The sequence below is a fragment of the Vreelandella arcis genome, from assembly GCF_900103865.1.
GTDB classification, from domain to species: Bacteria; Pseudomonadota; Gammaproteobacteria; order Pseudomonadales; family Halomonadaceae; genus Vreelandella; species Vreelandella arcis.
The window spans coordinates 70,829-94,642 of record NZ_FNII01000005.1 but is presented as its reverse complement, the minus strand read 5'-3'; the positions used below and the strand labels follow the sequence as shown (position 1 = coordinate 94,642).

Below are 23,814 nucleotides of genomic sequence, written 5' to 3'. Positions count from 1 at the left end.
GTTTATTGAGAGTGCGTCAGCTGCTCGCTGAGTGTATGGGCCAACGCTGATTGGGGAATGCGTTGTTGGGCCTGGTCGTCGCGCAAGGCTTTGAGCGTGATAGCCTGCTCGGCTATTTCGTCTTCCCCTAATAGCAGCGCAAAGGGCGCACCGCTTTTATCGGCTTTTTTCATGCGGCTTTTGAAACTACCGCCGCCGCAGTGAAGCTGCATCCGCAGCCACGGCAGTTCGCTACGCAGCTGTTCTGCTAGCGTCATGGCAGCAATAGTGGCCGTATCGTCCATTGGCAGTAGGTACACGTCACAACCGCCTAGCGCCTCGTCAGGCACCAGGTCGAGGGTTTCGAGCAGCAAAATAAGTCGTTCAATCCCCATGGCAAAGCCGACCCCTGGCGTGGGCTTGCCACCGAGTTGCTCAACCAATCCATCGTAACGGCCGCCGGCGCACACAGTGCCTTGGCTGCCTAGCGCCGTCGTGGTCCACTCGAACACGGTGCGCGAATAATAGTCGAGCCCGCGCACAAGACGTGGGTTGATGACATACGCAATACCCGCCGCGTCGAGCATGGTTTTTAGCTGCTCAAAGTGGGCTTGCGATGGTTCGTCGAGGTTATCCATCAGGCGTGGTGCGTTATCGAGCATCTCGGCCATGGCGGGATTTTTGGAATCGAGAATACGCAGCGGATTGCTGGTTAACCGCCGCTGCGAGTCTTCGTCGAGCATCTCGCGATGCTGTTCAAAGTAGGCCACGAGTTTGTCGCGGTAGGCGGCGCGGGCCTCACTGGAACCCAGCGAATTAAGCTCAAGCGTGACGTGCTCCATCAAGCCTAATTCTTGCCATAGCCGGGCAGACAGCAAAATGACTTCAGCATCAATATCCGGGCCTTCAAACCCGTACGCCTCGACGCCCACTTGATGAAACTGGCGATAACGGCCTTTTTGCGGGCGCTCATGACGGAACATCGGCCCTTGGTACCACAACCGTTGGGTTTGGTTGTACAGAAGACCGTGTTCCATGGCGGCGCGGACGCAGCTTGCGGTGCCTTCGGGACGCAGGGTGAGGCTGTCACCGTTGCGGTCTTCGAAGGTGTACATCTCTTTTTCGACGATGTCGGTCACTTCGCCGATAGAGCGTGCGAATAGGGCGGTTTGCTCGACGATCGGCATGCGTATTTCGGCAAAACCGTAGCGCTGCATTAACTGACGAACTTTCTCTTCAAAAAACTGCCAGCGTGGGCTATCGCTGGGCAATAGATCGTTCATGCCACGGATGGCTTGAATTTTTTTGGCTACAGACTTGCTCAAGGCAAACTCCCTGGTCGGCTATCTCGCAAAACGATTAAACGCTGCGGGCGATCGTATTTTCTTCTTGCTGCTGTTTTTCGCGCACTTTGTCGCGGATCAGCCGCTCCAAGTCATCGACAAGATGGTCATTGCGCAATTTGCTGGCAGGTTTACCGTCGATATACACCAAGTTGGCGGGGCTGCCGCCGGTGAGGCCGATATCGGTTTCCTTGGCTTCACCCGGTCCGTTAACAACGCAGCCAATGACCGAGACATCGAGGGGGGTCATCACGTCTTCCAGCCGCTCTTCAAGCTGGTTCATGGTGCTGATGACATCGAAATTCTGCCGTGAACAACTTGGGCAGGCAATAAAGTTGATGCCTTTTGACCGCAGTTTCAGGCTTTTCAACATGTCGTAGCCGACTTTGATCTCTTCGACCGGGTCGGCCGCCAACGAGACGCGAATGGTATCGCCGATGCCATCCATCAGCAGCATGCCCAGGCCAATAGAGGATTTGACCGTGCCTGAACGAAGCCCACCTGCCTCGGTAATACCCAAGTGCAGCGGTTGTTCGATCCGGGTGGCCAGATCGCGGTAGGCAGCGACCGCCATAAACACATCCGACGCCTTAACGCTGACTTTGAATTCGGGGAAGTCCAGGCGATCCAGGTAGTCGATATGGCGCATGGCGGACTCGACGAGTGCCGCAGGGGTGGGTTCACCGTATTTTTTTTGCAGATCTTTTTCTAAAGAGCCCGCGTTAACGCCGATACGGATGGGGATGCCATGATCCCGGGCGGCGCTGACCACTGCTTTTACGCGGTCTTCACGGCCAATGTTACCGGGGTTGATGCGCAGGCAATCGACGCCCAACTCGGCCACCCGCAGGGCGATTTTATAGTCAAAGTGAATGTCGGCGACCAGCGGCACGTTTGCTAAACGTTTGATTTTGCCAAAGGCTTCGGCGGCGTCCATATCGGGGACTGACACGCGCACGATATCAGCCCCGGCTTTCTCTAACTGTTGAATTTGCCCCACGGTCGCAGCCACGTCGAGCGTGTCCGTGTTGGTCATGCTCTGAACGGCAATGGGGGCATCTCCCCCCACCGCCACGTTCCCCACGTGGATTTTACGTGAAGCTCGGCGCTGGATGGGCGATTGAGCGTGCATAAGTCGGGTTATTCTCCCAGAGTGAATCGAGCAACGTTGTTGGCACCTGCGCGAGAGGTTAAGTCGACTGCCTCTCCTTGATAGCGCATTTCAACACCGGTGACGTTGCCGACGGTGAGACGAAACGGTGCCTGGCCTTCGACCTCAGCAGAGGTGCCGGGTTGCTGAAGGCCCACCAGTACGCGCTGATTGTTGGCATCGATAATTTCCGTCCACGACTGTTCGTTAAACGTCAGCGTTAAGCGGTTGGAGTCGACGTCGCCGCTGTCAGTGTCCGCATTGGCGTCATCAGACGTGGCGTTAGCGTTATCGTCGCTTTCGTTGTCCGTTGCAGCAAGCCCCGTTGCTTGATCCGCTTGCTGGTTATCGTCTAATAGAGTTGGATCGGCCGGGTCAACGTTGGTTTCCGTGTCGTTGGTCGAGCCTTCAGCGGCGACTTCATTGTCCATTGCATCGTCGCGAGCGGCCGCGTTGCTCGTGGTTGGGTCGGGTTCTGACGCCGCCTCGGGTTCGCTGGAGAAGGCTGTTGGGTCGTCAGCCAGGGCTGGTTCATCGGTTAGCCCGCCGCCGGCGCCATCCTGTTCCACTGGGTCATTCATAGTGGAGGACGATTCCAGGTTGGGTAGTTCGCTGCCGCCACGGCTCTGCCACCACATTACGGTGACGGCAATTAGCGCGACGATGATTAATAGCGTCACCAGTTTAAATAGCCAAGCACCCAGGCGTGACGGTGGCTTGGTCACCGTGACGGGGGTCACTTTGCGATCAATGTCGCCTTCGCCATAGCGTGCTCGGTAAGCATCCAATACCTCGCGTTCATCGATGGCGAGGTATTTGGCATAGGCGCGTAGGTAACCGCGCCGATAGGTCGCCACTGGAATTTCACTGTAGTCATCGTTTTCCAGGCCTTCTATGACGGCCGGGCGTAGGTTCAACGCCCGCGCGACATCATTGAGGGGAAGGTTGAGTTGTTCACGGCGCCGAGCCAGCATTTTTCCGGGTGAATCGTTAACGTTGTTTTCGCTATCTTGTGACGGTGTCTCGCTCATAGCTGAGCATCCTTCATTTAATAATCGGTGATCAGGGCGTCCATCGGTCAGTCGGCGTTCAGTTGACGCTGGTAATCAGCGGCAGCCGCGTGGTCGCCTCGGGCCTTGGCAATATCAACAGCCAGTGACAGCGCGTTTTGACTCGGCCCGGCAAGCTGCAGATACCTTTGCAGCGGTGCCCACGCCTCGGTGTAATTGCCCTGTGAATATTCGAGTTCAGCTAACATAAAATACCCGCGGGGGTTGCGCGGATCGATCCGCTGCGCCCGCTTCAAGCGCTCTCGTGCTAAGTCGGTCTTGCCCAGGGCTAAATAGCACTGCCCCAGGTTGGCAAAAAGCTGCGTACGATTGTCGTACTGGGCGTCTTGGGAAGCGTTTTCGAGTTGCTCGCAGGCGGCTTCCACTCGGCCTTCTTGGTAGAGAAATGCGGCGTAGTTGTTACGCGCGCGTGTAAAATTAGGAGCTTTATCAATGGCACGCTGGAAATACTCATCGGCCAAATTATTTTCGCCTTGACGCTGGTAGACCAAGGCAATGGCCTGCAGCGCTTCCGCGTTGTCGGGTGCAATCTCAAGCGCTCGGTCTAATGCTTTTAGCGCTCTAGGGAGATTATCACGCTCTAAATAAGCCACCCCAAGCTGCGTGTAGGCTGAGGCAGCCTCGGGCGTTGACGGCGAGGAGGGCACATTGGAAGAGGAGGCACAGCCGGCTAGCCACATGCTGCCGACTAAGGCGGCGAGCATGGGCACCCGAGATGGGTGGTAAAGCCTGCGGTGACTGATCATGTAAATCCTCGCAAGGTGACGGTAAAAAGGTGCATCGCTAAATTAAGCGGTACCCATCAAAGCGTCGTGTTCGCCGGAAGTCAAGATGGAGACCCATTAGTCGGCATCCAATTGAATCGATTGAATATAACGGGCACTTCGTTTGGTGCGATCTTTTACCCGGCCGACAAGCTGTCCGCAGGCGGCGTCAATGTCATCGCCGCGGGTAGATCGAATGGGAGCAGTGTAGCCTAAGTCGTGCAACCACTGCTGAAAACGCATCGTCTGGTTACGCGACGGTGTTTCGTACCCGGAATGCGGAAACGGGTTAAACGGAATCAAGTTGATCTTACAAGGCAACTCATCGAGCAGCGCGGCGAGCTGTTCGGCGTGTTCCTGCTGATCGTTAACGTCTTTGATTAAGGTGTATTCGATGGTCACCAAGCGGTTTTCAGGGCACTTGGCCAAATAACGGTGACAGGCATCCATCAGCGCACGAATGTTGTACTTGCGATTGAGAGGTACAAGTTCGTTACGTAATTCATCGTTAGCGGCGTGAAGCGAGACCGCCAAGCTGACGTCGAGTTCATCGCCCAATTTGTCCAGCATGGGCACAACGCCCGAGGTGGAGAGCGTTACCCGTCGCTTGGAAAGCCCGTAACCATCGTCGTCGAGCATCAGCTTCATGGCCGGTACGACGTTATCGTAGTTGAGCAGCGGCTCGCCCATGCCCATCATCACCACGTTAGTGACCGGGCGATTGGCGGTATCACGACGCGGCCCTACGCTACGCTGGGCCACCCACACCTGACCGATGATTTCAGCGGCGGTCAGGTTGCGCTGAAAGCCTTGCTTGCCGGTAGAGCAGAAACTGCAGTCCAGCGAGCAGCCCACCTGAGACGAGACACAGAGTGTCCGGCGCTTGCCGTTTTCGGCGGGGATCAGCACGGTTTCAACGTAGCTGCCATCCTCTACCTCTAGCACCCACTTGCGCGTGCCATCGCTTGAGGTGCCCTCGTAAATCACCCCTGGGCCACGAATTTCCGCCAGCTTAGCGAGCTTTTCCCGCAGCGGCTTTGACAGGTTTGTCATCGCGGAGAAGTCGTCGCAGCCTTCGATGTGAATCCACTTCATCACCTGGGCGGCACGGAATTTCTTTTCGCCTATAGAGACGAAAAAGGCCGCCATTTGCTCCCGCGACATGCCCAGCAGGTTTTGACGCTCGGGCGTTGCTTGGTCGGAGGGCGCGTGATGGGGATCGGCGCTAGGCGTATGTTGGGCTACGGTGGTGGTCATGGTGGTCAGCGTTTAGGAAAGTGGCGGGGGCGGTGCCCCCGCGTAAATGGCCGGCAACAGACGTTGAAACGGCAGCGCTACCTGGTAAGGCGATCTTAGCGCGGGCAGATTTCGTCATTACCGAAGAAGTAGTTGATTTCGCGCTCGGCACTTTCAACGGAGTCAGAACCATGGACAGCGTTGGCGTCGATTGTTTCCGCAAAATCGGCGCGAATCGTGCCAGCTGCCGCTTCTTTGGGGTTAGTTGCGCCCATTAGATCACGGTTTTTGGCAATGGCATCTTCGCCTTCAAGCACTTGAACAACGACGGGGCCGGAGGTCATGAAGCCGACTAAGTCGTTAAAGAACGGACGCTCTTTGTGTTCTGCGTAGAATCCGCCGGCTTTCTCTTCGGACAGGTGAAGCATTTTGGCGGCCACGACGCGTAGCCCGGCCTTCTCGAAACGAGCGATGATATCGCCAATGGCGTTTTTGGCGACGGCATCGGGCTTGATAATAGACAGCGTACGTTCAGTTGCCATTTGACAGTCTCCTTAGAGGATAAACAAACATTGCCGCCCCGGTGGGCCGGGGCGGTACAAATAAAAAGTGTCGGTAGCTGATTTGGCTGCCGAGTGGCGCGATTATAGCGCTTAAGCCGGGGGATGAATACCGTCGCGCTTTTAGGCCCGGTAGCGCGCTAGACGGTAAAGCTTTCACCGCAGCCGCACTCGTCCTTCACGTTAGGGTTGTTGAAGCGGAAAAAGCGATTAAGCCCTTCGTTAACGTAATCCACTTCGCTGCCGTCGAGCATCTCGAGGGCGTCGGGGGCAACATAAACGCTTGCGCCATTGGCTTCAAAGTGCACTTCATCGTCGTTCACTTGGTCGGCGAAGTCGAGCACATAGCTATAGCCCGAGCAGCCGCTGGGTTTGACGGAAACACGTAGGCCTAGGCCTTGACCGCGTTCGTCCAGTACCTGGCGGATCTGCTGGGCGGCAGCTGGAGTGATGTTGAGTGTGGCCATTGAGGCGTCCTCCTATGTGTAAGCCGCTTAGCGCTGCTAAGCGCGCAGCCCGCTCACCGCGTGGCGGATAAGCGTTATCGCGTGGTCGATATCGGCATTGGTGGTGAAGCGCCCAAAGCTAAAACGAAGCGACGAAAGAGCAAGGCGCCGTGGGACGCCAATGCCGAGTAATACGTATGATGGATCTACGCTTGCCGAGTTGCAGGCCGAGCCGGTAGATACGGCCACATCGCGCAGCCCCATTAGCAGCGATTCGCCGTCCACACCTTCAAAGGCAAGGTTAAGGATATTGGGTACCGCCTGGGGGAGAGGCGTATTGGCATAAACGCCTTCTAACCCTTCAAGCCCTTTGAGAAAGCGTTGCTGTAACTGGGTGATGTGCGCCTGATCTTCAATGTGCTGCTGTTGCATAAGGGTAAAGGCTTCCCCCATGCCGGCAATCTGATGCGTAGGCAGTGTGCCAGAGCGCATGCCGCGTTCGTGGCCGCCGCCGTGAATTAGCGGTTCTATGTGAATATCCGGGTGGCGTTTCACATAAAGGGCACCAACACCCTTGGGGCCATAGGCTTTATGGCCCGATAGCGACATTAAATCCACCCCTTGAGCGGCCACCGCCAGTTCAATACGGCCGACGGCCTGGGCAGCATCGCAATGAAACACCGCGCCGAACTCATGGGTCACGGCGGCCAGGGCAGCAATGTCATTGATGCTGCCAAGTTCATTGTTGACGGCCATCAGCGATACCAGCGCGGTGTCATCGCGCATGGCCTTGCGTAACTGATCGGGCTGAATACAGCCGTCTGCCCCGGGGGGTAGCCAGGTGATGTCAAAACCCTCTTGCTCAAGCGCCCGGGCGGTATCGATAATCGCTTTGTGCTCGATCGTCGATGTGACCAGGTGCATGCCGCGTTTGCGGTTAGCCCGCATATAGCCAATTAACGCCAAGTTATTGGCTTCTGTGGCGCCGCTTGTCCAGACAATTTCGCGCGGGTCGGCATCGATGGTCTCGGCCACTTGGCGACGGGCCTGCTCCACGGCTTGTTCTGCCTGCCAGCCAAGCATGTGGCTACGCGAGGCTGGGTTGGCAAACAGTTGATCCGCCGTGAGGTAGCGCTGCATTACCTCAGCCACACGCTGATCCACCGGCGTGGTGGCGGCGTAATCCAGGTAAATGGGAAGCGAGGCGGCAGTCATTGTGGTCATGGTACCTATGGTAAAAAGTAAGGCGCTCGGCCTTATTTAGGGCGAAGACGCCAAGATGCCCGCTGCGACGCGCTGCTGTTGGCGTTCGGCAACCTGCATGACGTCAGGGCGCTGCATTAGCTGAGCGAGGGTCACATCATTCAGGAAACCACGGATTTGAGCCGATAGATCGCACCATAAATGGTGAGTTAGACAAGTATCTCCCTGCTGACAGTCGGAAAGTCCCTGGCAGCGGGTGGCATCGACGGTTTCGTTAACCGCATCAATCACCTGGGATACGCTGATGTCGTCGGGCGCATAGGCAAGCAGATAGCCGCCACCCGGCCCCCGGACACTGTTAACCAATCCATAACGGCGTAATAGAGCAAACAACTGCTCAAGATACGACAGCGATATTTCCTGGCGCTGAGAAATATCGCTAAGGCTGGTCGGCCCCTGCTGGCCATGCAGTGCTAAGTCCAGCATGGCGGTAACGGCATATCGCCCTTTGGTAGTCAAACGCATAGCAGGTACCTCGACGCCGACGACTCAGCGCTAACGGCAAATGTGATGCCATTATGGGAAAACCTGAGTGCTTTGGTCAACCATTACCCGACGAGGAGTCCCGCTCCGCGGAAGTCGTCGATGAAGTGCGCTTGCCTAAGCCTGAGCAGGCGCCGTCTGCTTCGTCCAAAATATCGGCAAAGTCTTCATCGCGCAGCGCCGGCAATTGGCCGTCGCGATAGTTCGCATCCAGCTTGCGAAGCGTCGAGCACATACGCTCGATGCGCTCGTCCACCGCGTGCATGTGATCCAGCATGGCCTGCATGGAGCGCGCCACGGGATCGGGCATGTCTTCGCTGACGCCGTAGGCATCAAAGCCGAATTTCTGGCAGATGGCTTCGCGGCGGGCGGGATCCACGTCCAGCGCTTCTTCAACGTCGGGTTCGGCGCGTTTGACAACCTTGCCGGGAATCCCGACGACCGTTGCCCCGGCGGGCACCTCCTTGGTCACCACGGCATTGGAGCCGACCTTGGCGCCGGCGCCGACGGTAAAGGGCCCGAGGATCTTGGCCCCGGCGCCGACAATCACACCATCGCCCAGAGTCGGGTGGCGCTTGCCCTTGTTCAAGCTAGTGCCGCCCAGTGTGACGCCCTGGTAGAGCGTGACATTGTCGCCCACCTTGGCAGTCTCGCCGATAACGACGCCCATACCGTGGTCAATAAAAAAGCGCCGCCCGATGGTGGCCCCAGGGTGGATTTCGATGCCGGTCAGCCAGCGGCCGAACGTCGACAGCGAGCGCGACAGCCATTTAAGATTTTTTTTCCACAGCCAGTGGCTGCAGCGATGTAACAGTAGAGCGTGCAGGCCAGGGTAGTTGGTCAGCACCTCAAGAAAGTTGCGGGCGGCCGGGTCGCGTTCAAAGACGCTGTTAATATCTTCACGCAGGCGTTGAAACATGGGGATCCCTTGGGCGGTAGCGGTGCGATTCATCACCGGGCGGTTATTTTCTTCGTCGCTAGGTAATAGGGCGCGGTGGATTGATGATGGTGGGGGCACCTGCCGATCTCTTCAAGTCTAGCGGTTCACTCATGGTGATGCTTGCGCTGCGCCGCCTTTTCAGTTGCGGATAAAATGCCGCGCAAAATATTCATCTCCATTTGCTCGGGGCGCGCGCGTAGGTATAAACGCCGCAAGCGGGCCATCAGCTGGCGGGGCTTGTCTGGGTCATGGAACTCAATCGCCACCAGTACACGCTCGAGGTGCTCGAAGTACCGCTCCAGTGCCGCGTGAGACGCCAATTCATCATCCGCTTCCAACACCGTGACTGGCCGTACAGTGTCTCCGGGGTCGCTGGCGGGCTGTTGATTGTCGGTTTGACTCAGCCATGCCATGCGGCATTCGTAGGCGAGCACCTGAACCGCCGCCGCCAGGTTGAGCGAGCTGAAGTCGGCGTTGGTGGGAATGTGCACGTGAGCGTGACAGCGCTGTAGCTCGGCGTTGGTTAAGCCGCTATCTTCACGGCCAAAGACCAACGCGACGCGGGCGCTGGGCGCTTGGCATTCACTGGGTAATCGGTCAGCCAACTCGCGTGGGGTTAGCATCGGCCAAGGCAAGGTGCGCGAGCGAGCGCTGGCGCCCACTGCCAGCGTGCAGTCTGCCACGGCCTCTTCGATGGTCGCGAACACCTGGGTGCTGTGGAGTAGGTGGTCAGCCCCCGAGGCGCGCGAGATGCTGTCTTGCGTGATGACCTCGCAGCGTGGGGCCACCAGCGCCAGGTCGGCAAGCCCCATGTTATGCATGGCACGGGCAACGCCGCCGATGTTGCCAGGGTGGCTGGTGCCGATAAGGACGATGCGAATGCGCTCAAGCATGATAAGACCCGGTCACAGGAAGCGGAAAAGCGGCAGTCTACCATGAGTCGATAGCATGCCCGATAGCGGTCTGCTAGAATTGCTCGCCAAAGGCGAAGCGTCCGCCTACCGTTCTTTAACATCACTGTCACAAGGCCTAACCATGAATCCGATGGTCCAATTTACGCTGCGCGCTGCGCGCGGCGCTGTTGAACACTTCCTGAAGGTGCGCGAGCGTATCGAAAACGCGCACGATGAGTTCAACCTCGACAAACTGCTCGAAGACACGGCGCGTAAAGCCGAGGCAAGCATTGTTCAGCAGCTGGAGCGCGGCTATCCCCAGCACGGTGTGATGGGTCGCTTCACGACCTTTAAACCCGGTCAGGATGAAAGCGACGATATCGTCTGGAAGATTGAACCCTTGCACGGCTATTCCAACCTAGCCGTTGCGGGTAAGGGCTTTGCACTGTCAGTGGTGTGTTTAATTAAAGGCCGTCCCGAACATGCGGTTGTCATCGCCCCCTTTGGGGATGACGAGTACATCGCCAGCCGCGGTCGTGGTGCCCAGCACAACGATAAACGCATGCGGGTCAGCCAAGCCAAAGCGATTAGCGCAACGCGCCTGGCAATGAGCCTTCCTGAATCGTGGCTGCGTCCCCGTCATTTGCCTGCCTATTTAACCATTACCCAGCAGTTGGCTCCTCAGGTTCAGACCCTGATCGCCACGGGGTGTGGGTTGCTGGATATCCTTGAGCTGGCCACCGGTCGCGTGGATAGCGCCTTTGTATTGGGGCTTGAAGAGCAGGACATGCAGGTGGGCAGCCTGATGCTGAAAGAGGCCGGCGCGCTGATGGGTAGCCCCGACGGGCAGCCCAATGTGAAAGTCGAAGGTCAGCTATTGGCCGCAGGGCCACGCTTGTATAAAGCGATAATTAAACAACTGGCGCCACATATTTAAAGCATCAGCCCAGTAAAACAAAAAGCCCCTGCCGGTAATACCGGCAGGGGCTTTTTGGTAGCGGCAAGGTTAACCCGATTAGGGCAACTCTTCCTCTTCTTCGTCGATCTCTTTCTTGGTGGGAATCAAATCCTCACGCGATAACTTCAGCGGCAGCAGCAGTGCCCCGGAGATGTAGATAGATGAAAACGTGCCCACCACAATACCCACAAGTAGCGCGATGGCGAAGTTTTCAATCATATCGCCACCTAGCAATAGCAGGGCGATTAGCACAAGCAAAGTGGTGCCCGAAGTGGCTAACGTCCGGGAGAGCGTGGCATTGATCGCATCGTTGAAGATTTGCGGCATATGATCGATGCGCGATGTACGAATCTCTTCGCGCATGCGGTCGTATACCACTATCGTATCGTTCAGCGAGTAACCGATGACCGCCAAGATCGCGGCCAGTACCGTCAGGTCGAATTCAAGCCGAAACAGCGCGAAGAAGCCTACCACGATGATAACGTCGTGCATCAGCGCCAACAGCGCGCCGATGGCAAACTTGTACTGAAAGCGGAAGGCCACATAGAGCATGACCACGCCCAGGGCGACCAGCAAGCCCATGCCGCTTTGGTCGCGCAACTGGTCGCCCACCTGGGCACCGACGAACTCGGCACGGATAAGCTCCACGCTGGCACCGTCGTTACCCAGCATGTTGACCACTTGGCCGCCAATATCTGCATCAAAGGCTTGGCGCAGACGTATCAGTATTTCGTTAGAGGCCCCAAAGGTTTGTACCGCCACGTCTTCAAATCCGCTGGTCTCAAGCAGTTGGCGGATCGTGTTGAGGGAAGGGGCCTCGGCATAGCGGACTTCTATTAATGTACCGCCGGTGAAATCCAGGCCTAAATTAAGCTGCTGGAAAGCAATCGCGCCAATCGACACGATCAGCAGGACGGCAGCGACGATGAACGCAAGCTTACGGCGTCCCATAAAGTCGATTTGCCGGTGTGTTAAGGGTTTCATTACCACCTCTTAAAGTCTGGACTGAGCGTTGGCGTTAGATCCACAGCTTTTTAACGGGCTTGCTGCCATACATCAGGTTGACCATGGCACGCGTCACCAGTAGCGCGGTAAACATCGATGTCAAAATACCGATCGACAGGGTGACAGCGAAGCCTTTGACCGGCCCAGTGCCAATCGAAAACAGGATCACCGCGACCAGCAAGGTGGTGATGTTTGCGTCGACGATTGAGGTGAAGGCGCGCTGGTAGCCGGTATAAATAGCCTGCTGAACCGACATGCCATTGCGTAGCTCCTCGCGTATTCGCTCAAAGATCAGCACGTTAGCGTCTACGGCCATGCCAAGGGTGAGCACGATCCCGGCAATCCCCGGTAGCGTCAGCGTGGCCCCCAGCATCGACATCACGGCTGTCAGTAACACAAGGTTCAGAGCCAGTGCGATATTGGCGAAAATACCGAACACCTTGTAGCGAATCAGCATAAACAGCGCGACCAGCAGCAAGCCGATTTGCACCGACAGCAGACCGCGGTCGATATTATCCGCGCCCAGGCTTGGCCCAATGGTGCGTTCCTGAACGAAGTAAATCGGCGCCGCGAGCGCCCCCGAACGCAGCAGCAATGAAAGCTCGGCCGCTTCGGTTGGCGAGTCTAAACCGGTAATGCGAAAGCTATTGCCCAGCGCACTCTGAATCGTTGCCAAGCTAATCAAGCCGCGCTCTACATAGGGTTCGCGAACGATGGTCTCTTCGCCATCCTCCATCACCGTGCGCTCTTCGGTTTTGTGCTCGATGTACAACACCGCCATATTGCGCCCAATATTGCTGCGTGTGGCGCGGTTCATCAGCATCCCACCGGTGCCGTCCAGGTCGATGTTGACCTGCGGGCGGCCGTTTTCGTCAAAGCTGCGGCTGGCGCTGGAAACGCTGTCGCCGGTCACAATGACATCGCGCATTAAATCGGCCGAACGCGATTCGTCGTTGCGGAAGCTAAAGCTCTCGGTCTCGCTGTCGGGCGTGTCGGGGCGGGCTTCCAGGCGGAATTCCAAGTTCGCAGTTGCGCCGACAACGCGCTTCGCGGCAACGGTATCCTGTACGCCGGGAAGCTCAACTACGATTTTGTCGGGCCCTTGGCGCTGCACCAGCGGCTCGGCAACGCCCAACTCATTAACCCGGTTGCGCAGCGTGGTTAGGTTTTGGTTGATGGCGTAGTCTTGAATTTCATTAACCGATTGGTCGGTTAGCGTCATTACCAAGCGTGCCGCACGGCCTTCTTCTTCGCTGCTGTATTCGAAGTCAGGAAATTCGCGGCTGATCAGTCCCCGCGCCGTATCGCGGTCTTCTTCGCCCGCGAAATCAATCGACAAACTGCGGTCGTTCACCTCGGTATTGCGGTAGCGAATACCTTCGCTGCGAAGCAGTTCGCGCATCGCGCTGCCGTTGACTTCAAGTCGCTGCGTTAAAGCAGCATCCATATCGACTTCCAGCAAGAAGTGAACGCCACCGCGAAGGTCGAGGCCGAGCGTCATGGGCGAGGCAGAAAAAGCTTGCAGCCAGCCCGGCGTCGCTTCGGCGAGGTTCAGTGCAACGGTGGCATCATCACCGAGTAGATCGCTGGCAATTTCTTTGGTGCGCAGCTGATCCTCGGTGTCTGACAGGCGAATAAGCCACTGCTGGTTAGTTTGCTCGATGGCTTTGATAGCGACATCGGCTTCATTGAGGGCGTTTTCGACACGCTCAATTTCGCTTTCATCCAGCGTTTCGCCGCTTTGGGCGCTGCTGATTTGGACGGCGGGATCTTGGGGGAATAGATTGGGAAGCGCGTAGATAAGGCCGACCACTAAAACGACCAGTATCAGCAGATACTTCCACAGGGGGTAACGGTTGAGCATGCAAGCCCTGCCTTCAATTACAAACGGAGTGCTATGCACAGGTTCGCTGTGCATAGCAACGTTCACCATCGTTCATACCATGTCACCCCTGCCGGGATGGCTGGCACTTGGGCAGGGGCGTTACGCTAAGTTTTAGATGGACTTGATCGTGCCTTTGGGGAGTACGGCGGCCACGGCGCTTTTCTGCACGTTGACTTCGGTACCTTCGGCGACTTCCATGGTCAGAAAATCGTCGCTGACTTTGGTAATGCGCCCGACCATACCACCGCCGATGACAATTTCATCGCCCTTGTCCAGGTTGCTGATCAGCTGTTTATGCTGCTTGGCGCGTTTGGCCTGCGGGCGCCACAACAGAAAGTAAAAAATCAGCACAAAGCCGACCAGCATGACAATTTGCGCAATACCACCGCCAGCGGCCCCTTCTTGGGCATGGGCTGATGAGATGAAGAAATCCAGCATTGCAGAGAACTCCTGGGTTAAAAACTCAATGGTTGAGCCGGTTAAAACGCCCGTTGACACGAGCGCCGATTAATTCGCGAGGGGAGGCACCGGCAGACCGCGCCGTGCATAGAAGCCTTCCACAAAGTTCGTCAATGTACCCGCTTCGATTGCCGCGCGCAAATCAGCCATCACTCGCTGATAGTAGCGCAAGTTATGGATGGTATTGAGCATTGAGCCAAGCATCTCGTTGCAGCGATCCAGGTGATGTAAATAGCCGCGTGAAAAATGTTGGCAGGTATGGCAATCACAGCCTTCTTCAAGGGGCTGAGTATCGAAGCGATGCACAGCATTGCGTATTTTGACGGTCCCTTCGGCGGTGAACAAGTGGCCGTTGCGCGCATTGCGCGTTGGCATCACACAGTCGAACATATCCACGCCACGGCGCACACCTTCTACCAAGTCTTCGGGCTTGCCAACCCCCATCAGGTAGCGGGGCGTGTCATCGGGCATCCAGGTGGGTAAGTAGTCGAGGACCTTGATCATCTCCTCTTTGGGTTCGCCCACGGATAAACCGCCGATCGCCAGGCCGTCAAAGCCGATGTCGAGTAACCCTTTGAGCGAGCGCTCGCGCAGCTCGGGATGCATGCCGCCCTGGATAATGCCGAACAGCGCCGAAGGCGAATCACCGTGGGCCTCGCGGGAGCGCTTGGCCCAGCGCAGCGACAGCTCCATGGATTTTTCGGCTTCCTCAAAGGTGGCTGGGTAAGGCGTGCATTCGTCAAAGATCATCACCACATCGGAGCCCAACGAGCGTTGCACCGCCATCGACTCTTCCGGGCCCATGAAGACTTTGCTGCCATCCACCGGCGAGCGGAAATGCACGCCCTGTTCGGTGATTTTACGCGTCTCGCCCAGCGAAAAGACCTGGAAGCCGCCGGAGTCGGTCAGAATGGGTTTGTCCCACTGGGCAAAATCGTGCAGGTCGCCGTGGGCTTCAATGACCTGGGTGCCCGGGCGTAACCAAAGATGAAAGGTATTGCCCAGGATAATCTCGGCGCCGATCTCTTTGACGGACTCTGGCGTCATGCCTTTGACCGTGCCGTAGGTGCCGACCGGCATAAACGCCGGTGTTTCCACCGTGCCACGTGGAAAATGGAGCCGGCCCCGGCGCGCCCGCCCATCGTCGGCGAGGCGCTCAAAGCGCATAAAGCAGTCGTTTCGCATCGTTATTACTCGTTCAGGAAGCGGTTAAAGCAGGAATGTTTATCGAGTCAGCAGCATCGCATCGCCGTAGCTGAAGAACGCATAGCGCTCGTCAACCGCCGCGCGATAGGCGTGCATAATGGTTTCATAGCCCGCAAATGCAGAGACCAGCATCAATAGCGTTGATTCCGGCAGGTGGAAGTTGGTAATTAGCGCGTCCACGCAACGCCACTCATAGCCTGGATAGATGAAAATATCGGTGTCGCCGCTAAACGGGGCAATGTGGTTGTCAGTGCTTTGCAGGCAGGCGCTTTCCAAACAGCGCACGCTGGTCGTACCCACGGCAATCACCCTTTTGCCCGCTGCTTGAGTGGCGCGAACCTGCTGGCAGGTCGTCTCCGATACCTCAATCCACTCGCTGTGCATGTGGTGTTCAAGGATGTTGTCGACGCGCACCGGTTGAAACGTGCCTGCCCCAACGTGCAGCGTAACAAAGGCGCTGTTAATACCTTTTTCCGCCAGCGCATCGAGCATCGGCTGATCAAAATGTAGCCCCGCAGTAGGTGCGGCTACTGCGCCGTCTCGCCGCGCATAAACGGTTTGGTAGCGCTCGCGGTCGCTTAACTCGTCTTCGCGGGTGATATAGGGCGGCAACGGCATGTGGCCATGCTGCTCTAAAAGCGCAATCATCGGCGTCTCGCCCAAAAAGCGCAGCTCGAACAGCGCTTCACGGCGACCTTCTACAACGGCGTGAACATCGCCCTCAAAAATCAGTTCTGTACCGGGCTTGGGAGATTTGCTCGAACGAATATGCGCTAAGCCACGGTGAGCATCGAGCGGGCGTTCAAGCAGCATTTCCACCTTGCCGCCGCTGGCTTTGTGACCGTGCAGGCGCGCTGGGATCACGCGGGTGTCGTTGAATACTAGCAAGTCGCCGGGTTCTAAAAGCTCAAGTAAGTCAGTAAATCGGCGGTGTTCGAGCGCGCCGCTCTGGCCATCCGCGCACAGCAGACGGCAGTCGCTACGCTGCTCAGACGGGTAGCGAGCAATTAACTCGTCGGGTAGCTCAAAGTGAAAATCCGCGCGCTGCATGAAAAAGCTCTATGTCGGTGGCCAAACAGGCGGCATAGGATAGCGCTTTGTGCGGATAAAGTCAGTCAATGTGATTGACCTAGAAAGGGATCTACGTATAATGCGCATCCATTGCCGGTGTGGCGGAATTGGTAGACGCAGCGGATTCAAAATCCGCCGCTGTAAAAGGCGTGCCAGTTCGAGTCTGGCCACCGGCACCAAGTTTATTAAGGGCTTAGCGTTCATCGCTAGGCTCTTTTTTTTGCCTTGTCTTTAATCGCTCTTCCTCTAAAGCGCCAACATAGTGTCAATCGAGTGTTAGCGCTTACTTACTCGCTTTTGCTTGGTAATCGGCTGTGAGTTGGCGATAAAGAGCGACAAGTTCTGCGCTCTTGGCGTCTTCGTGCCAGCTGGCGGCATAGGTCAGGGCGCGCTCGGCGAGTTTCTGGCGCAGAGTGTCATCACTTAATAACCGTTTGACCTTGGTGGAGAAGTCGTCAAGATTCTCCTCGGCGATAAGACAGCCTTCCCCCTCTTTCAGCACATCAAGTGTGCCCATCATCGCCGTGGATACAACTGGTGTGCCCAGTGCCATGGCTTCCAGCAAAACCAGACCCTGGGTTTCCGTGCGTGACGCAAATACAAAGACGTCGGCGGCGCGGTAGGCCGCCTGCAGTGGGCCGCTGCGATCGAGATAGCCGAGAAACAGCACGGCGTCCGCCACGCCAACGTCCTGGGCGCGTTGCACAAGCGAGTCGTGTGCAGGGCCTTCGCCAGTGATGATTAGCCGGGTGGTCGGGTGTTCGGTCAGCACTTTGGGCAGCATATCGATCAGAAAATCGATGTTCTTCTCAAAGGCGGCGCGCCCCACGTAGAGCAGCAGTCGCGCCTCCTGTGGCAGGTCGTAATAGGCGCGGAAGTCGCTATCTCCTTGAGGGTGGCAAAACGTGTCCAGCCCCAGGCCGGTAGGAATCACCTGGGTGTGAGTGGTCACGCCATAGCGGGTCAGTGTCTCTTGCATCGCCCGGGAGGGAGCCACGAGAGCATCAACCTGCTGACACTGATGCACCGAAAGCCGACGCGCGGCAAGGCGCAGCCAGCGTCGCGGTAACCAGCGAATATAGTGATGCAGGTACTCTTCGAAAAGTGTGTGGTAGGTAGCCACCAGCGGAAGGCCGAGCCGACGCCCCAGCGCAATACCGGCATAGTGAGCGGTAAAGGGCGTGTGGATATGAATAAGGTCAAAGGCCTCGTCGGCAAGCTTCGGTGCCAGGGCGAGCAGATCCCGGTAGTAAACCATCCGATCTTCCGGGTCGCCGGGCACCTGGCGCGAACGAATGCGTAGCACGCCCGGCTCGTCCACCTGGCCCACGGGGTAACCAGGGCAAATCAGCGTGACTGAGTGGCCCATGCGCTCAAGGGCACCGCGAAAGCTGGCGATGGAGGTAGACACGCCGTTAACGCGGGGAAAGTAGACATCCGAAACCATGAGTATTTTCATGCTTTGCGGCTGAATCTCGTGGGTTGACGCCGTCGAGTGGAAAAGCGCCAAAGCCGAGGCCATTCGTGCCTCGCGGTCAGCTTCCCGCTGCAGCGTCAAGGCATTGCCGTTAGCCAGTTTTATGAGTGGTGCGACTTCCTGGTCGTTGAGAGGGGGGCGTCGGCGCTGTGACATGTTATTTGGACTCTTTTGGCAGCTTGCTGCCACGCTAACCTGAGTCCATGACTGGTGGATGACAGCCAGCGCTCACATTGTGCCCCTCACGCAGAGAGCGTTAGCGCACAGTTGGCTGTACCCTCGCTTTTTGTTGTCTAGCCGTTTTATAGTGATTAAATAGTCTTCGACGTAAGACGGTATCTCGTTATGGCACTTTTTGAGCTGCATAATCGCAATTTAGCCCAAGAGCAGGTGGCCCATACCCACGATTTTCATCAGCTTATTCTGGCCACCTGTGGCGTGACGGAGCTTTCGATGGAAGGGCAAGGGGAAAGGGTGACCGCCCGTCGCGGCTGCCTGATTCCTTCCTCGCGGCATCACGAGTTTCAGGGCGACGGTAGCAACCGCACCTTGGTGCTCGACATCCCTGTCGCCCAGTTGGCCTTGCTTGAAAAAGGTGACGAGATCGAGCGGCTTTTCGATAAGCCGCGCTTTTTCAGCGTTCCCCCTGCGTTAAACCAGCTCACCCACGCCCTGGCCAACCAGCTTGAGCAGTGCCCCGCGCTACAGAATGAAATCGCTATTCTGTTGCTACGCGCGCTGACCATGTATCTGCACGATGCCACCCCGGCCACGGTCACCCAACTGGGCCAACATTGCATCAGTGAACGCCTCGACCTTGCCCGCTTGGATGCTTGGTTGGATCAGCACCTGGCGGATGAGATTCGTGTGGAACAGCTAGCGGCTCTATGTGCATTAAGCCCAGGGCATTTTCATAGCTGCTTTCGGGAATTGACCGGCGTGACGCCGCTGGCGTATGTGCAGCGCAGGCGCTTAGAGCATGCGCGTACCTTAGTGCGCCACAGCGCGCTCAGCCTGGGGCATATCGCCATGCTGGTGGGCTTTCGCGATCAAGGCAGTTTTTCCCGCGCCTATCGGCGCTATTTTGAGCTTTCCCCTTCTTCAGACCGTTAGTTCCTCCTACGACTGCTAGGCTCTGCCTGCCTGCATGACTTACGGGCAAATCTGCCGCAGTGTCGGGCAAGTAATTTTTGCTGAGCGTTCTACTCTTTGAAGAGACCCTTTCAAGGAGAGACCCGATGAGCGTTACCTACCAAGACAGCAATGCGCGGATGAGCCAAGTCGCGGTTCACAACGGCACCGTCTACCTCGCTGGCCAAGTACCGACTGATGCCACCGCGGAGATGCGCGGCCAAACCGAGCAGGTGCTGGCACGCATCGATCAACTGCTGACCCAGGCAGGGACCAGCAAAGAGCACCTGATCTCAGCGCAAATCTGGGTGACCAGCATGGCGGAGTTCGATCAGATGAACGCCGCCTGGGATGCCTGGGTCGTGCCGGGTCGTCCACCGGTGCGCGCCGCGGTGGAGGCCAAGCTCGCCAAGCCCGAGTGGAAGGTTGAAATCATGGTCATTGCCGCGCTGCCGGGGGCCTGATATGCGGGTTGTATCTGCCGAAGAGGTCGCTCAAACGCTTAGCTGGGACGGTTTGATCAAGCGACTACACACTACCTTTGTCAACGGCGTTGAGTCCCCTCCACGCCATCACCACGCCATGCATCGTCCGGATGGCGAGGCCACTATGCTGCTAATGCCCGCCTGGGAAACGGCGGGGTATATCGGCGTCAAAATGGTCAACGTATTTCCGCAAAATGCTGACCACGGTGTTCCTGCCATCTCGGGGCTCTATCTGCTCAGCGAAGGCAAGCACGGCCAGCCGCTGGCGTGTATTGACGGCAGCGAGCTAACCCGGCGTCGCACGGCGGCCGCTTCTGCACTGGCCGCCCAAGCGTTGGCGAACGAGGCGGCAGAAACGCTGCTGGTGGTGGGCACGGGCAAACTGGCCCCCATGGTGATTGAAGCCCACGCCAGCGTACGGCCGATCAAGCGGGTGCTGGTCTGGGGGCGTAACCCCAGCAAAGCGGCAGCGATTGCCGACGACTACGCCGAGCGCTTCGAGACGCAGGTGGTGGAAGAATTAGCCGATGCCGTGGCTGAAGCCGACATCATTAGCTGCGTGACGCTTTCCACCCAACCGCTGATTAAGGGCGAGTGGCTGACCTCCGGCACGCATCTTGACCTGATCGGTGCGTTTCGTCCGCAAATGCGCGAAACCGACGCCCAGTGCCTGCGTCGCGCTGAGGTGTTTGTCGATACCTACGCCGGTGCTAAAGGTGAAGCGGGCGATATCTTGCAAGCCATTGAGGAGGGTGAATTCGACTTTAATCAGATCCAGGCGGAGCTTGCCGAAGTGCTAGCGAGAACTAAACCGGGACGCTCTTCATCGGACGCAATCACGCTATTCAAATCGGTAGGCGCTTCGTTGGAAGATTTAGCCGCCGCCATTGAGGTATGGGAGTCGCTCCCCGAATAACCAGCACAACAACGATATTGACCCCAAATAGGTGGCAACGCCACTCATAACGAAGACCGACCAATAACCAAAACGAGGTGTGTTATGAACGCTAACCAATCCCTACTTATCGCCGCTTTGGCGGCACTTCCGCTAGCCATTGCGAGTGCCAATGCCCAAGCGCAATCCAACGAAATGGTGATTGCCACGCAGTTGCCCGAGGATATGAGCAACAACGCCATTTATCCGGCCCTGGTGCATTTCAAAAACCTGGTCGAATCGCGCACCGACGGTGACCTTGAAGTCACCATCTTCGGCGGCGGCCAGTTAGGCTCCGAGGTGGAAAACGGCTCAGAAGTGCAGGGCGGGCGCACGCTACAGTCGACCATTATGTCGGCTGGGGCAATGTCGTCTTTTTATGAGGATTACCAAGTCGTCACGGCTCCATTCCTGTTTACCAACTGGCGCCAGGCGTGGACATTCTTCGACAGTGAATGGTTCGCTGACTTTATGTCCGGCACCATCGAAGACGCCGATTTGCGCTATCTGGGCACCTTCGACGATGGTGGTGGCTTTGTCGCCTTTACCAATAACGTGCGCCTGATTGAGACCGTCGAAGATTTAGAAGGGCTCAATATTCGCACCGAAGAGAACCCCGCCCACGTGGCCATCATGCAATCGTTAGGCGCTTCCGCCACGCCGCTGCCCTGGGGCGAGCTGATCACCGCACTGGAAACCGGCCTTGCCGATGGCCAGTTCAATGCGCCAGTGCTCAACACCACCTTTAACTTCGATGCGGTGACCGACTACACCACCCTCACCGGGCATGTGTATAACAGCGCCCCTTGGGTGGTCAGCGAGACGTGGTACCAATCGTTACCCGAAGACCAGCAGCAGGTGTTAATAAGCTCGGCACGGGAAGCCATTCAGCTTAGCCACGGCATGTCAGGGGCGCTAGCCACCACCAGTTGGGTGGAGTCCTGCGAACGCTTTGAAGAGTGCTACCTGATGCCCGATGCCGAACGTGAGCGCATGGCAGAGATTGCCCGTCCCGCCTGGCAAGAGTGGATCGTCGATGACTTTGGCATGGACGAAGCTCGCGTACAGGGGCTGCTTGACGAAGTCGAAAGCGTCGGCGAGCAGTTGGAAGAGGAAGACTACCGCATCTATGGCCAATAAAAGCGGCCAATAACAGCCTGGTTAGTTACACCAGGGCTAGCTGCTAATCAACGTCGGGGCGACATGGCGCGCCCCGGCCTGTGAGGCGTAGTGATGAGGTTTGCTTATGGGTATATTGCAACCGTTGCGCCGCCTGAGCGATAGCGTCAATCAGGTGGCCATCGTAATCTGTGTGGGCTGTGTCCTGACGATGCTCGGCATCTCATTTACCGCGTTTATTTACAAGCTGGTGACCGGCAGCACGCTAAGCTGGACCTACTCGCTGGCGCGGCTGTTTTTACCGTGGATCGGCTTTCTCTCCATGACCATTTCGCTGCGCTACGGCGAACACGTGGCCATGACGCTGCTGGTACGCAGCTTGCCCAGGGTCATGGTGTATGTGGCTGCCGGGCTCTGTCTGGCGGTGATTGGTCTGTTTGCGCTAATGCTGACCTGGTACGGCTGGAACTACTTCAGCACCGCGACCCAGGTCTATTTGGTCTCCGCACAAATCAGCATTCCCAGCAAGTTTACCGCCATCGTCGTGCCCATCAGCGGCGTCATGATGCTGCTGCACTTGGTTCATGGTTTTGCACTGCTTGAGCATTTTATTGATGAGCAAGACGCGATTGGCGAGCTCATTGATACCACCGATGGGGAGCGCCGCTCATGACACCTGCGATTGTGGTATTTGTTCTGTTGCTGTTTATTGGTACGCCGGTGGCCGTGGTGATGGCCATGTCGGGCTTGGCGGGCGGTTTTGCCATGGGCGGCGAGCGTATGCTGGGGATCATCGCCGACCGAATGTTCTCCGGCGTTTCGGGCTTTTTGCTGATCGCCGTGCCTTACTTTATTTTCACCGCTGAGCTGATGAACCAGGGCGGGCTGACCCATAAGCTGATTGCGTTTAACAATGCACTGTTTGGCCGGGTGCGCGGGTCGCTTTCCCACGTGAATATCTCGGTGTCGGTGTTTTTTGCCGGGCTGACCGGTGCCGCAGTGACCGACACCGTCGCCATCGGCAAAATCATGATCCCCGAGATGAAAAAGCAGGGCTACGACGCCGAGTATGCGGCCGCGGTCACCGCCTGTTCATCGATCATTGGGCCGATTATTCCCCCCAGCGTAGTGATGGTGGTTTACGCCACGCTGCTGCGGGATATTTCGGTGATTGACCTGTTCGCGGGCGGGATTATCCCCGGTTTAATAATGGCGCTGGCGCTGCTGGGCGTTAGCTTCTTTCTGGCCTGGAAACGTAACTATCCTAAGGCGGCGCCGACACCCTTTAAAGCGGCGATTTTCGCATTTTTAGTCGCGCTGCCCGCCATGGTGGTGCCGCTGATTATTCTCGGCGGTATTCTCTCAGGATTAACCACGATCACCGAGGCCTCCGGCTTTGCCGCGGTTTACGCCATCGTGATTGGCGTGGTGTTCTACCGTAATCTCACCTGGCGCAAGATCTGGGACTCCCTGGTCACCACGGTGCGTTTTTCCGGCGTGGTGTTTTTCTTGCTGGCAACGTCGGCGGTATTGGGCTGGTTCGTCACCCGCTCGGGCATTGCCCGGGATGCGGCCAGCATGATCACCACCGTTAGCGACGCAGCCTTTGTGCAATTGATGCTGGTCTGCCTGCTACTGATAGTGATTGGCACGGTGATGGACGTACTGCCCGCCTTGGTGGTGATTGCCCCGGTATTGGTGCCCGCGATGATTCAGTTGGGTTTCGATCCGCTGCACTTCGCCATTTTGATGATCGTGGTGCTCAATATCTCCAACGTGACACCGCCGGTGGGGATGACGCTGATGACCGCCGCGCGAATAGCCGAGGTGCCTTACGAACGGGCGATTGTGGCTTCGCTGCCGTTTTACGTGTCGTTTTTAGTGGTGATTGTGCTGCTAGCGGCGTTCCCAGCGCTCTCCACCTGGATTCCTTCATTACTCTAACGGGCTGCCAAAA

At 57.3% G+C, this 23,814-nt stretch carries 24 protein-coding genes and 1 tRNA gene; 8 read left to right on the top strand and 17 right to left on the bottom strand.

The window, feature by feature from the left end:
- Positions 1-2: 2 nt before the first annotated feature.
- From hisS to BLR97_RS07170, 11 genes are all read right to left on the bottom strand, one after another.
- Entirely contained in the window at positions 3-1,304 is a 1,302-nt protein-coding gene (hisS, locus tag BLR97_RS07220) for a histidine--tRNA ligase (RefSeq protein WP_089704171.1), read from the bottom strand.
- Between the two features lie 34 nt (positions 1,305-1,338).
- Entirely contained in the window at positions 1,339-2,454 is a 1,116-nt protein-coding gene (gene ispG, locus BLR97_RS07215; RefSeq protein WP_089704168.1) for a flavodoxin-dependent (E)-4-hydroxy-3-methylbut-2-enyl-diphosphate synthase, read from the bottom strand.
- Between the two features lie 8 nt (positions 2,455-2,462).
- Complete coding sequence (locus BLR97_RS07210) at positions 2,463-3,503, bottom strand: RodZ domain-containing protein (protein WP_089704165.1); 1,041 nt, start codon at positions 3,501-3,503, stop codon at positions 2,463-2,465.
- A gap of 47 nt (positions 3,504-3,550) precedes the next feature.
- On the bottom strand, positions 3,551-4,288 hold the full coding sequence (pilW, locus tag BLR97_RS07205; protein ID WP_089704162.1) for a type IV pilus biogenesis/stability protein PilW: 738 nt from the start codon (positions 4,286-4,288) through the stop codon (positions 3,551-3,553).
- Between the two features lie 96 nt (positions 4,289-4,384).
- Positions 4,385-5,563, bottom strand: a complete 1,179-nt coding sequence (gene rlmN, locus BLR97_RS07200) for a dual-specificity RNA methyltransferase RlmN (RefSeq protein WP_089704159.1) — start codon at positions 5,561-5,563, stop codon at positions 4,385-4,387.
- Between the two features lie 95 nt (positions 5,564-5,658).
- On the bottom strand, positions 5,659-6,084 hold the full coding sequence (gene ndk, locus BLR97_RS07195; protein ID WP_089704156.1) for a nucleoside-diphosphate kinase: 426 nt from the start codon (positions 6,082-6,084) through the stop codon (positions 5,659-5,661).
- 158 nt (positions 6,085-6,242) lie between these two features.
- Positions 6,243-6,569, bottom strand: coding sequence for a HesB/IscA family protein (locus BLR97_RS07190; RefSeq protein ID WP_089704153.1), 327 nt, complete (start codon positions 6,567-6,569; stop codon positions 6,243-6,245).
- A 36-nt stretch (positions 6,570-6,605) separates the two neighbouring features.
- On the bottom strand, positions 6,606-7,763 hold the full coding sequence (locus tag BLR97_RS07185) for an aminotransferase class V-fold PLP-dependent enzyme (RefSeq protein WP_089704150.1): 1,158 nt from the start codon (positions 7,761-7,763) through the stop codon (positions 6,606-6,608).
- Positions 7,764-7,808: 45 nt separating this feature from the next.
- The gene (locus BLR97_RS07180; protein ID WP_089704147.1) at positions 7,809-8,276 is read right to left on the bottom strand and encodes a Fe-S cluster assembly transcription factor; all 468 of its coding nucleotides are present in this window, start codon (positions 8,274-8,276) and stop codon (positions 7,809-7,811) included.
- A 76-nt stretch (positions 8,277-8,352) separates the two neighbouring features.
- A complete protein-coding gene (gene cysE / locus BLR97_RS07175; protein ID WP_089704763.1) occupies positions 8,353-9,213 on the bottom strand; it encodes a serine O-acetyltransferase in 861 nt (286 codons plus the stop codon).
- A gap of 125 nt (positions 9,214-9,338) precedes the next feature.
- The gene (locus BLR97_RS07170) at positions 9,339-10,127 is read right to left on the bottom strand and encodes an RNA methyltransferase (protein WP_089704143.1); all 789 of its coding nucleotides are present in this window, start codon (positions 10,125-10,127) and stop codon (positions 9,339-9,341) included.
- Between the two features lie 142 nt (positions 10,128-10,269).
- Between BLR97_RS07170 and BLR97_RS07165 the strand changes: the two genes are divergently transcribed.
- Positions 10,270-11,064, top strand: coding sequence for an inositol monophosphatase family protein (locus BLR97_RS07165; protein WP_089704760.1), 795 nt, complete (start codon positions 10,270-10,272; stop codon positions 11,062-11,064).
- Between the two features lie 78 nt (positions 11,065-11,142).
- Here the strand turns inward: BLR97_RS07165 and secF are convergent, their stop codons facing one another.
- The 5 genes from secF to queA form a co-directional block, all read right to left on the bottom strand.
- Positions 11,143-12,069, bottom strand: coding sequence for a protein translocase subunit SecF (secF, locus tag BLR97_RS07160; protein ID WP_089704140.1), 927 nt, complete (start codon positions 12,067-12,069; stop codon positions 11,143-11,145).
- A gap of 34 nt (positions 12,070-12,103) precedes the next feature.
- Positions 12,104-13,954 carry a protein translocase subunit SecD gene (gene secD / locus BLR97_RS07155; protein WP_089704137.1) on the bottom strand — a complete coding sequence of 617 codons (1,851 nt, stop codon included), beginning with the start codon at positions 13,952-13,954 and terminating at the stop codon, positions 12,104-12,106.
- 132 nt (positions 13,955-14,086) lie between these two features.
- Positions 14,087-14,413 (bottom strand): preprotein translocase subunit YajC, encoded by a 327-nt coding sequence (gene yajC, locus BLR97_RS07150; RefSeq protein ID WP_089704134.1) that lies wholly within the window; start codon positions 14,411-14,413, stop codon positions 14,087-14,089.
- A gap of 69 nt (positions 14,414-14,482) precedes the next feature.
- Positions 14,483-15,601, bottom strand: a complete 1,119-nt coding sequence (gene tgt, locus BLR97_RS07145) for a tRNA guanosine(34) transglycosylase Tgt (RefSeq protein WP_089704757.1) — start codon at positions 15,599-15,601, stop codon at positions 14,483-14,485.
- 57 nt (positions 15,602-15,658) lie between these two features.
- Entirely contained in the window at positions 15,659-16,690 is a 1,032-nt protein-coding gene (gene queA / locus BLR97_RS07140; protein ID WP_089704131.1) for a tRNA preQ1(34) S-adenosylmethionine ribosyltransferase-isomerase QueA, read from the bottom strand.
- Between the two features lie 113 nt (positions 16,691-16,803).
- Here queA and BLR97_RS07135 point away from each other — a divergent pair.
- Positions 16,804-16,890, top strand: a tRNA-Leu gene (locus BLR97_RS07135).
- Between the two features lie 104 nt (positions 16,891-16,994).
- Here the strand turns inward: BLR97_RS07135 and BLR97_RS07130 are convergent.
- The gene (locus BLR97_RS07130; RefSeq protein WP_089704128.1) at positions 16,995-18,344 is read right to left on the bottom strand and encodes a glycosyltransferase; all 1,350 of its coding nucleotides are present in this window, start codon (positions 18,342-18,344) and stop codon (positions 16,995-16,997) included.
- A gap of 189 nt (positions 18,345-18,533) precedes the next feature.
- Here BLR97_RS07130 and BLR97_RS07125 point away from each other — a divergent pair, with 189 nt between their 5' ends.
- From BLR97_RS07125 to BLR97_RS07100, 6 genes are all read left to right on the top strand, one after another.
- The gene (locus BLR97_RS07125; RefSeq protein WP_089704126.1) at positions 18,534-19,301 is read left to right on the top strand and encodes a helix-turn-helix transcriptional regulator; all 768 of its coding nucleotides are present in this window, start codon (positions 18,534-18,536) and stop codon (positions 19,299-19,301) included.
- Positions 19,302-19,426: 125 nt separating this feature from the next.
- The gene (locus tag BLR97_RS07120; protein ID WP_089704123.1) at positions 19,427-19,783 is read left to right on the top strand and encodes a RidA family protein; all 357 of its coding nucleotides are present in this window, start codon (positions 19,427-19,429) and stop codon (positions 19,781-19,783) included.
- Between the two features lies 1 nt (position 19,784).
- Entirely contained in the window at positions 19,785-20,720 is a 936-nt protein-coding gene (gene lhpI, locus BLR97_RS07115; RefSeq protein WP_089704120.1) for a bifunctional Delta(1)-pyrroline-2-carboxylate/Delta(1)-piperideine-2-carboxylate reductase, read from the top strand.
- An 84-nt stretch (positions 20,721-20,804) separates the two neighbouring features.
- Entirely contained in the window at positions 20,805-21,878 is a 1,074-nt protein-coding gene (gene dctP, locus BLR97_RS07110; protein ID WP_089704116.1) for a TRAP transporter substrate-binding protein DctP, read from the top strand.
- A 106-nt stretch (positions 21,879-21,984) separates the two neighbouring features.
- On the top strand, positions 21,985-22,530 hold the full coding sequence (locus BLR97_RS07105) for a TRAP transporter small permease (protein WP_089704113.1): 546 nt from the start codon (positions 21,985-21,987) through the stop codon (positions 22,528-22,530).
- The gene (locus tag BLR97_RS07100; protein WP_089704110.1) at positions 22,527-23,801 is read left to right on the top strand and encodes a TRAP transporter large permease; all 1,275 of its coding nucleotides are present in this window, start codon (positions 22,527-22,529) and stop codon (positions 23,799-23,801) included. Before BLR97_RS07105 ends, BLR97_RS07100 begins: the two co-directional genes overlap by 4 nt.
- The last annotated feature ends 13 nt before the right edge of the window (positions 23,802-23,814 follow it).

What these genes read in the sequence shown, in the direction of transcription:
- BLR97_RS07170 (WP_089704143.1), bottom strand. Translation starts at nt 10,127, where the DNA reads ATGCTTGAGCGCATTCGCATCGTCCTTATCGGCACCAGCCACCCTGGC.
- dctP (WP_089704116.1), top strand. Translation starts at nt 20,805, where the DNA reads ATGAACGCTAACCAATCCCTACTTATCGCCGCTTTGGCGGCACTTCCG.
- BLR97_RS07190 (WP_089704153.1), bottom strand. Translation starts at nt 6,569, where the DNA reads ATGGCCACACTCAACATCACTCCAGCTGCCGCCCAGCAGATCCGCCAG.
- yajC (WP_089704134.1), bottom strand. Translation starts at nt 14,413, where the DNA reads ATGCTGGATTTCTTCATCTCATCAGCCCATGCCCAAGAAGGGGCCGCT.
- BLR97_RS07130 (WP_089704128.1), bottom strand. Translation starts at nt 18,344, where the DNA reads ATGTCACAGCGCCGACGCCCCCCTCTCAACGACCAGGAAGTCGCACCA.
- secF (WP_089704140.1), bottom strand. Translation starts at nt 12,069, where the DNA reads ATGAAACCCTTAACACACCGGCAAATCGACTTTATGGGACGCCGTAAG.
- BLR97_RS07105 (WP_089704113.1), top strand. Translation starts at nt 21,985, where the DNA reads ATGGGTATATTGCAACCGTTGCGCCGCCTGAGCGATAGCGTCAATCAG.
- BLR97_RS07165 (WP_089704760.1), top strand. Translation starts at nt 10,270, where the DNA reads ATGAATCCGATGGTCCAATTTACGCTGCGCGCTGCGCGCGGCGCTGTT.
- BLR97_RS07180 (WP_089704147.1), bottom strand. Translation starts at nt 8,276, where the DNA reads ATGCGTTTGACTACCAAAGGGCGATATGCCGTTACCGCCATGCTGGAC.
- BLR97_RS07120 (WP_089704123.1), top strand. Translation starts at nt 19,427, where the DNA reads ATGAGCGTTACCTACCAAGACAGCAATGCGCGGATGAGCCAAGTCGCG.
- queA (WP_089704131.1), bottom strand. Translation starts at nt 16,690, where the DNA reads ATGCAGCGCGCGGATTTTCACTTTGAGCTACCCGACGAGTTAATTGCT.
- lhpI (WP_089704120.1), top strand. Translation starts at nt 19,785, where the DNA reads ATGCGGGTTGTATCTGCCGAAGAGGTCGCTCAAACGCTTAGCTGGGAC.
- BLR97_RS07125 (WP_089704126.1), top strand. Translation starts at nt 18,534, where the DNA reads ATGGCACTTTTTGAGCTGCATAATCGCAATTTAGCCCAAGAGCAGGTG.
- ispG (WP_089704168.1), bottom strand. Translation starts at nt 2,454, where the DNA reads ATGCACGCTCAATCGCCCATCCAGCGCCGAGCTTCACGTAAAATCCAC.
- BLR97_RS07210 (WP_089704165.1), bottom strand. Translation starts at nt 3,503, where the DNA reads ATGAGCGAGACACCGTCACAAGATAGCGAAAACAACGTTAACGATTCA.
- secD (WP_089704137.1), bottom strand. Translation starts at nt 13,954, where the DNA reads ATGCTCAACCGTTACCCCCTGTGGAAGTATCTGCTGATACTGGTCGTT.
- tgt (WP_089704757.1), bottom strand. Translation starts at nt 15,601, where the DNA reads ATGCGCTTTGAGCGCCTCGCCGACGATGGGCGGGCGCGCCGGGGCCGG.
- cysE (WP_089704763.1), bottom strand. Translation starts at nt 9,213, where the DNA reads ATGTTTCAACGCCTGCGTGAAGATATTAACAGCGTCTTTGAACGCGAC.
- BLR97_RS07185 (WP_089704150.1), bottom strand. Translation starts at nt 7,763, where the DNA reads ATGACTGCCGCCTCGCTTCCCATTTACCTGGATTACGCCGCCACCACG.
- BLR97_RS07100 (WP_089704110.1), top strand. Translation starts at nt 22,527, where the DNA reads ATGACACCTGCGATTGTGGTATTTGTTCTGTTGCTGTTTATTGGTACG.
- ndk (WP_089704156.1), bottom strand. Translation starts at nt 6,084, where the DNA reads ATGGCAACTGAACGTACGCTGTCTATTATCAAGCCCGATGCCGTCGCC.
- pilW (WP_089704162.1), bottom strand. Translation starts at nt 4,288, where the DNA reads ATGATCAGTCACCGCAGGCTTTACCACCCATCTCGGGTGCCCATGCTC.
- rlmN (WP_089704159.1), bottom strand. Translation starts at nt 5,563, where the DNA reads ATGACCACCACCGTAGCCCAACATACGCCTAGCGCCGATCCCCATCAC.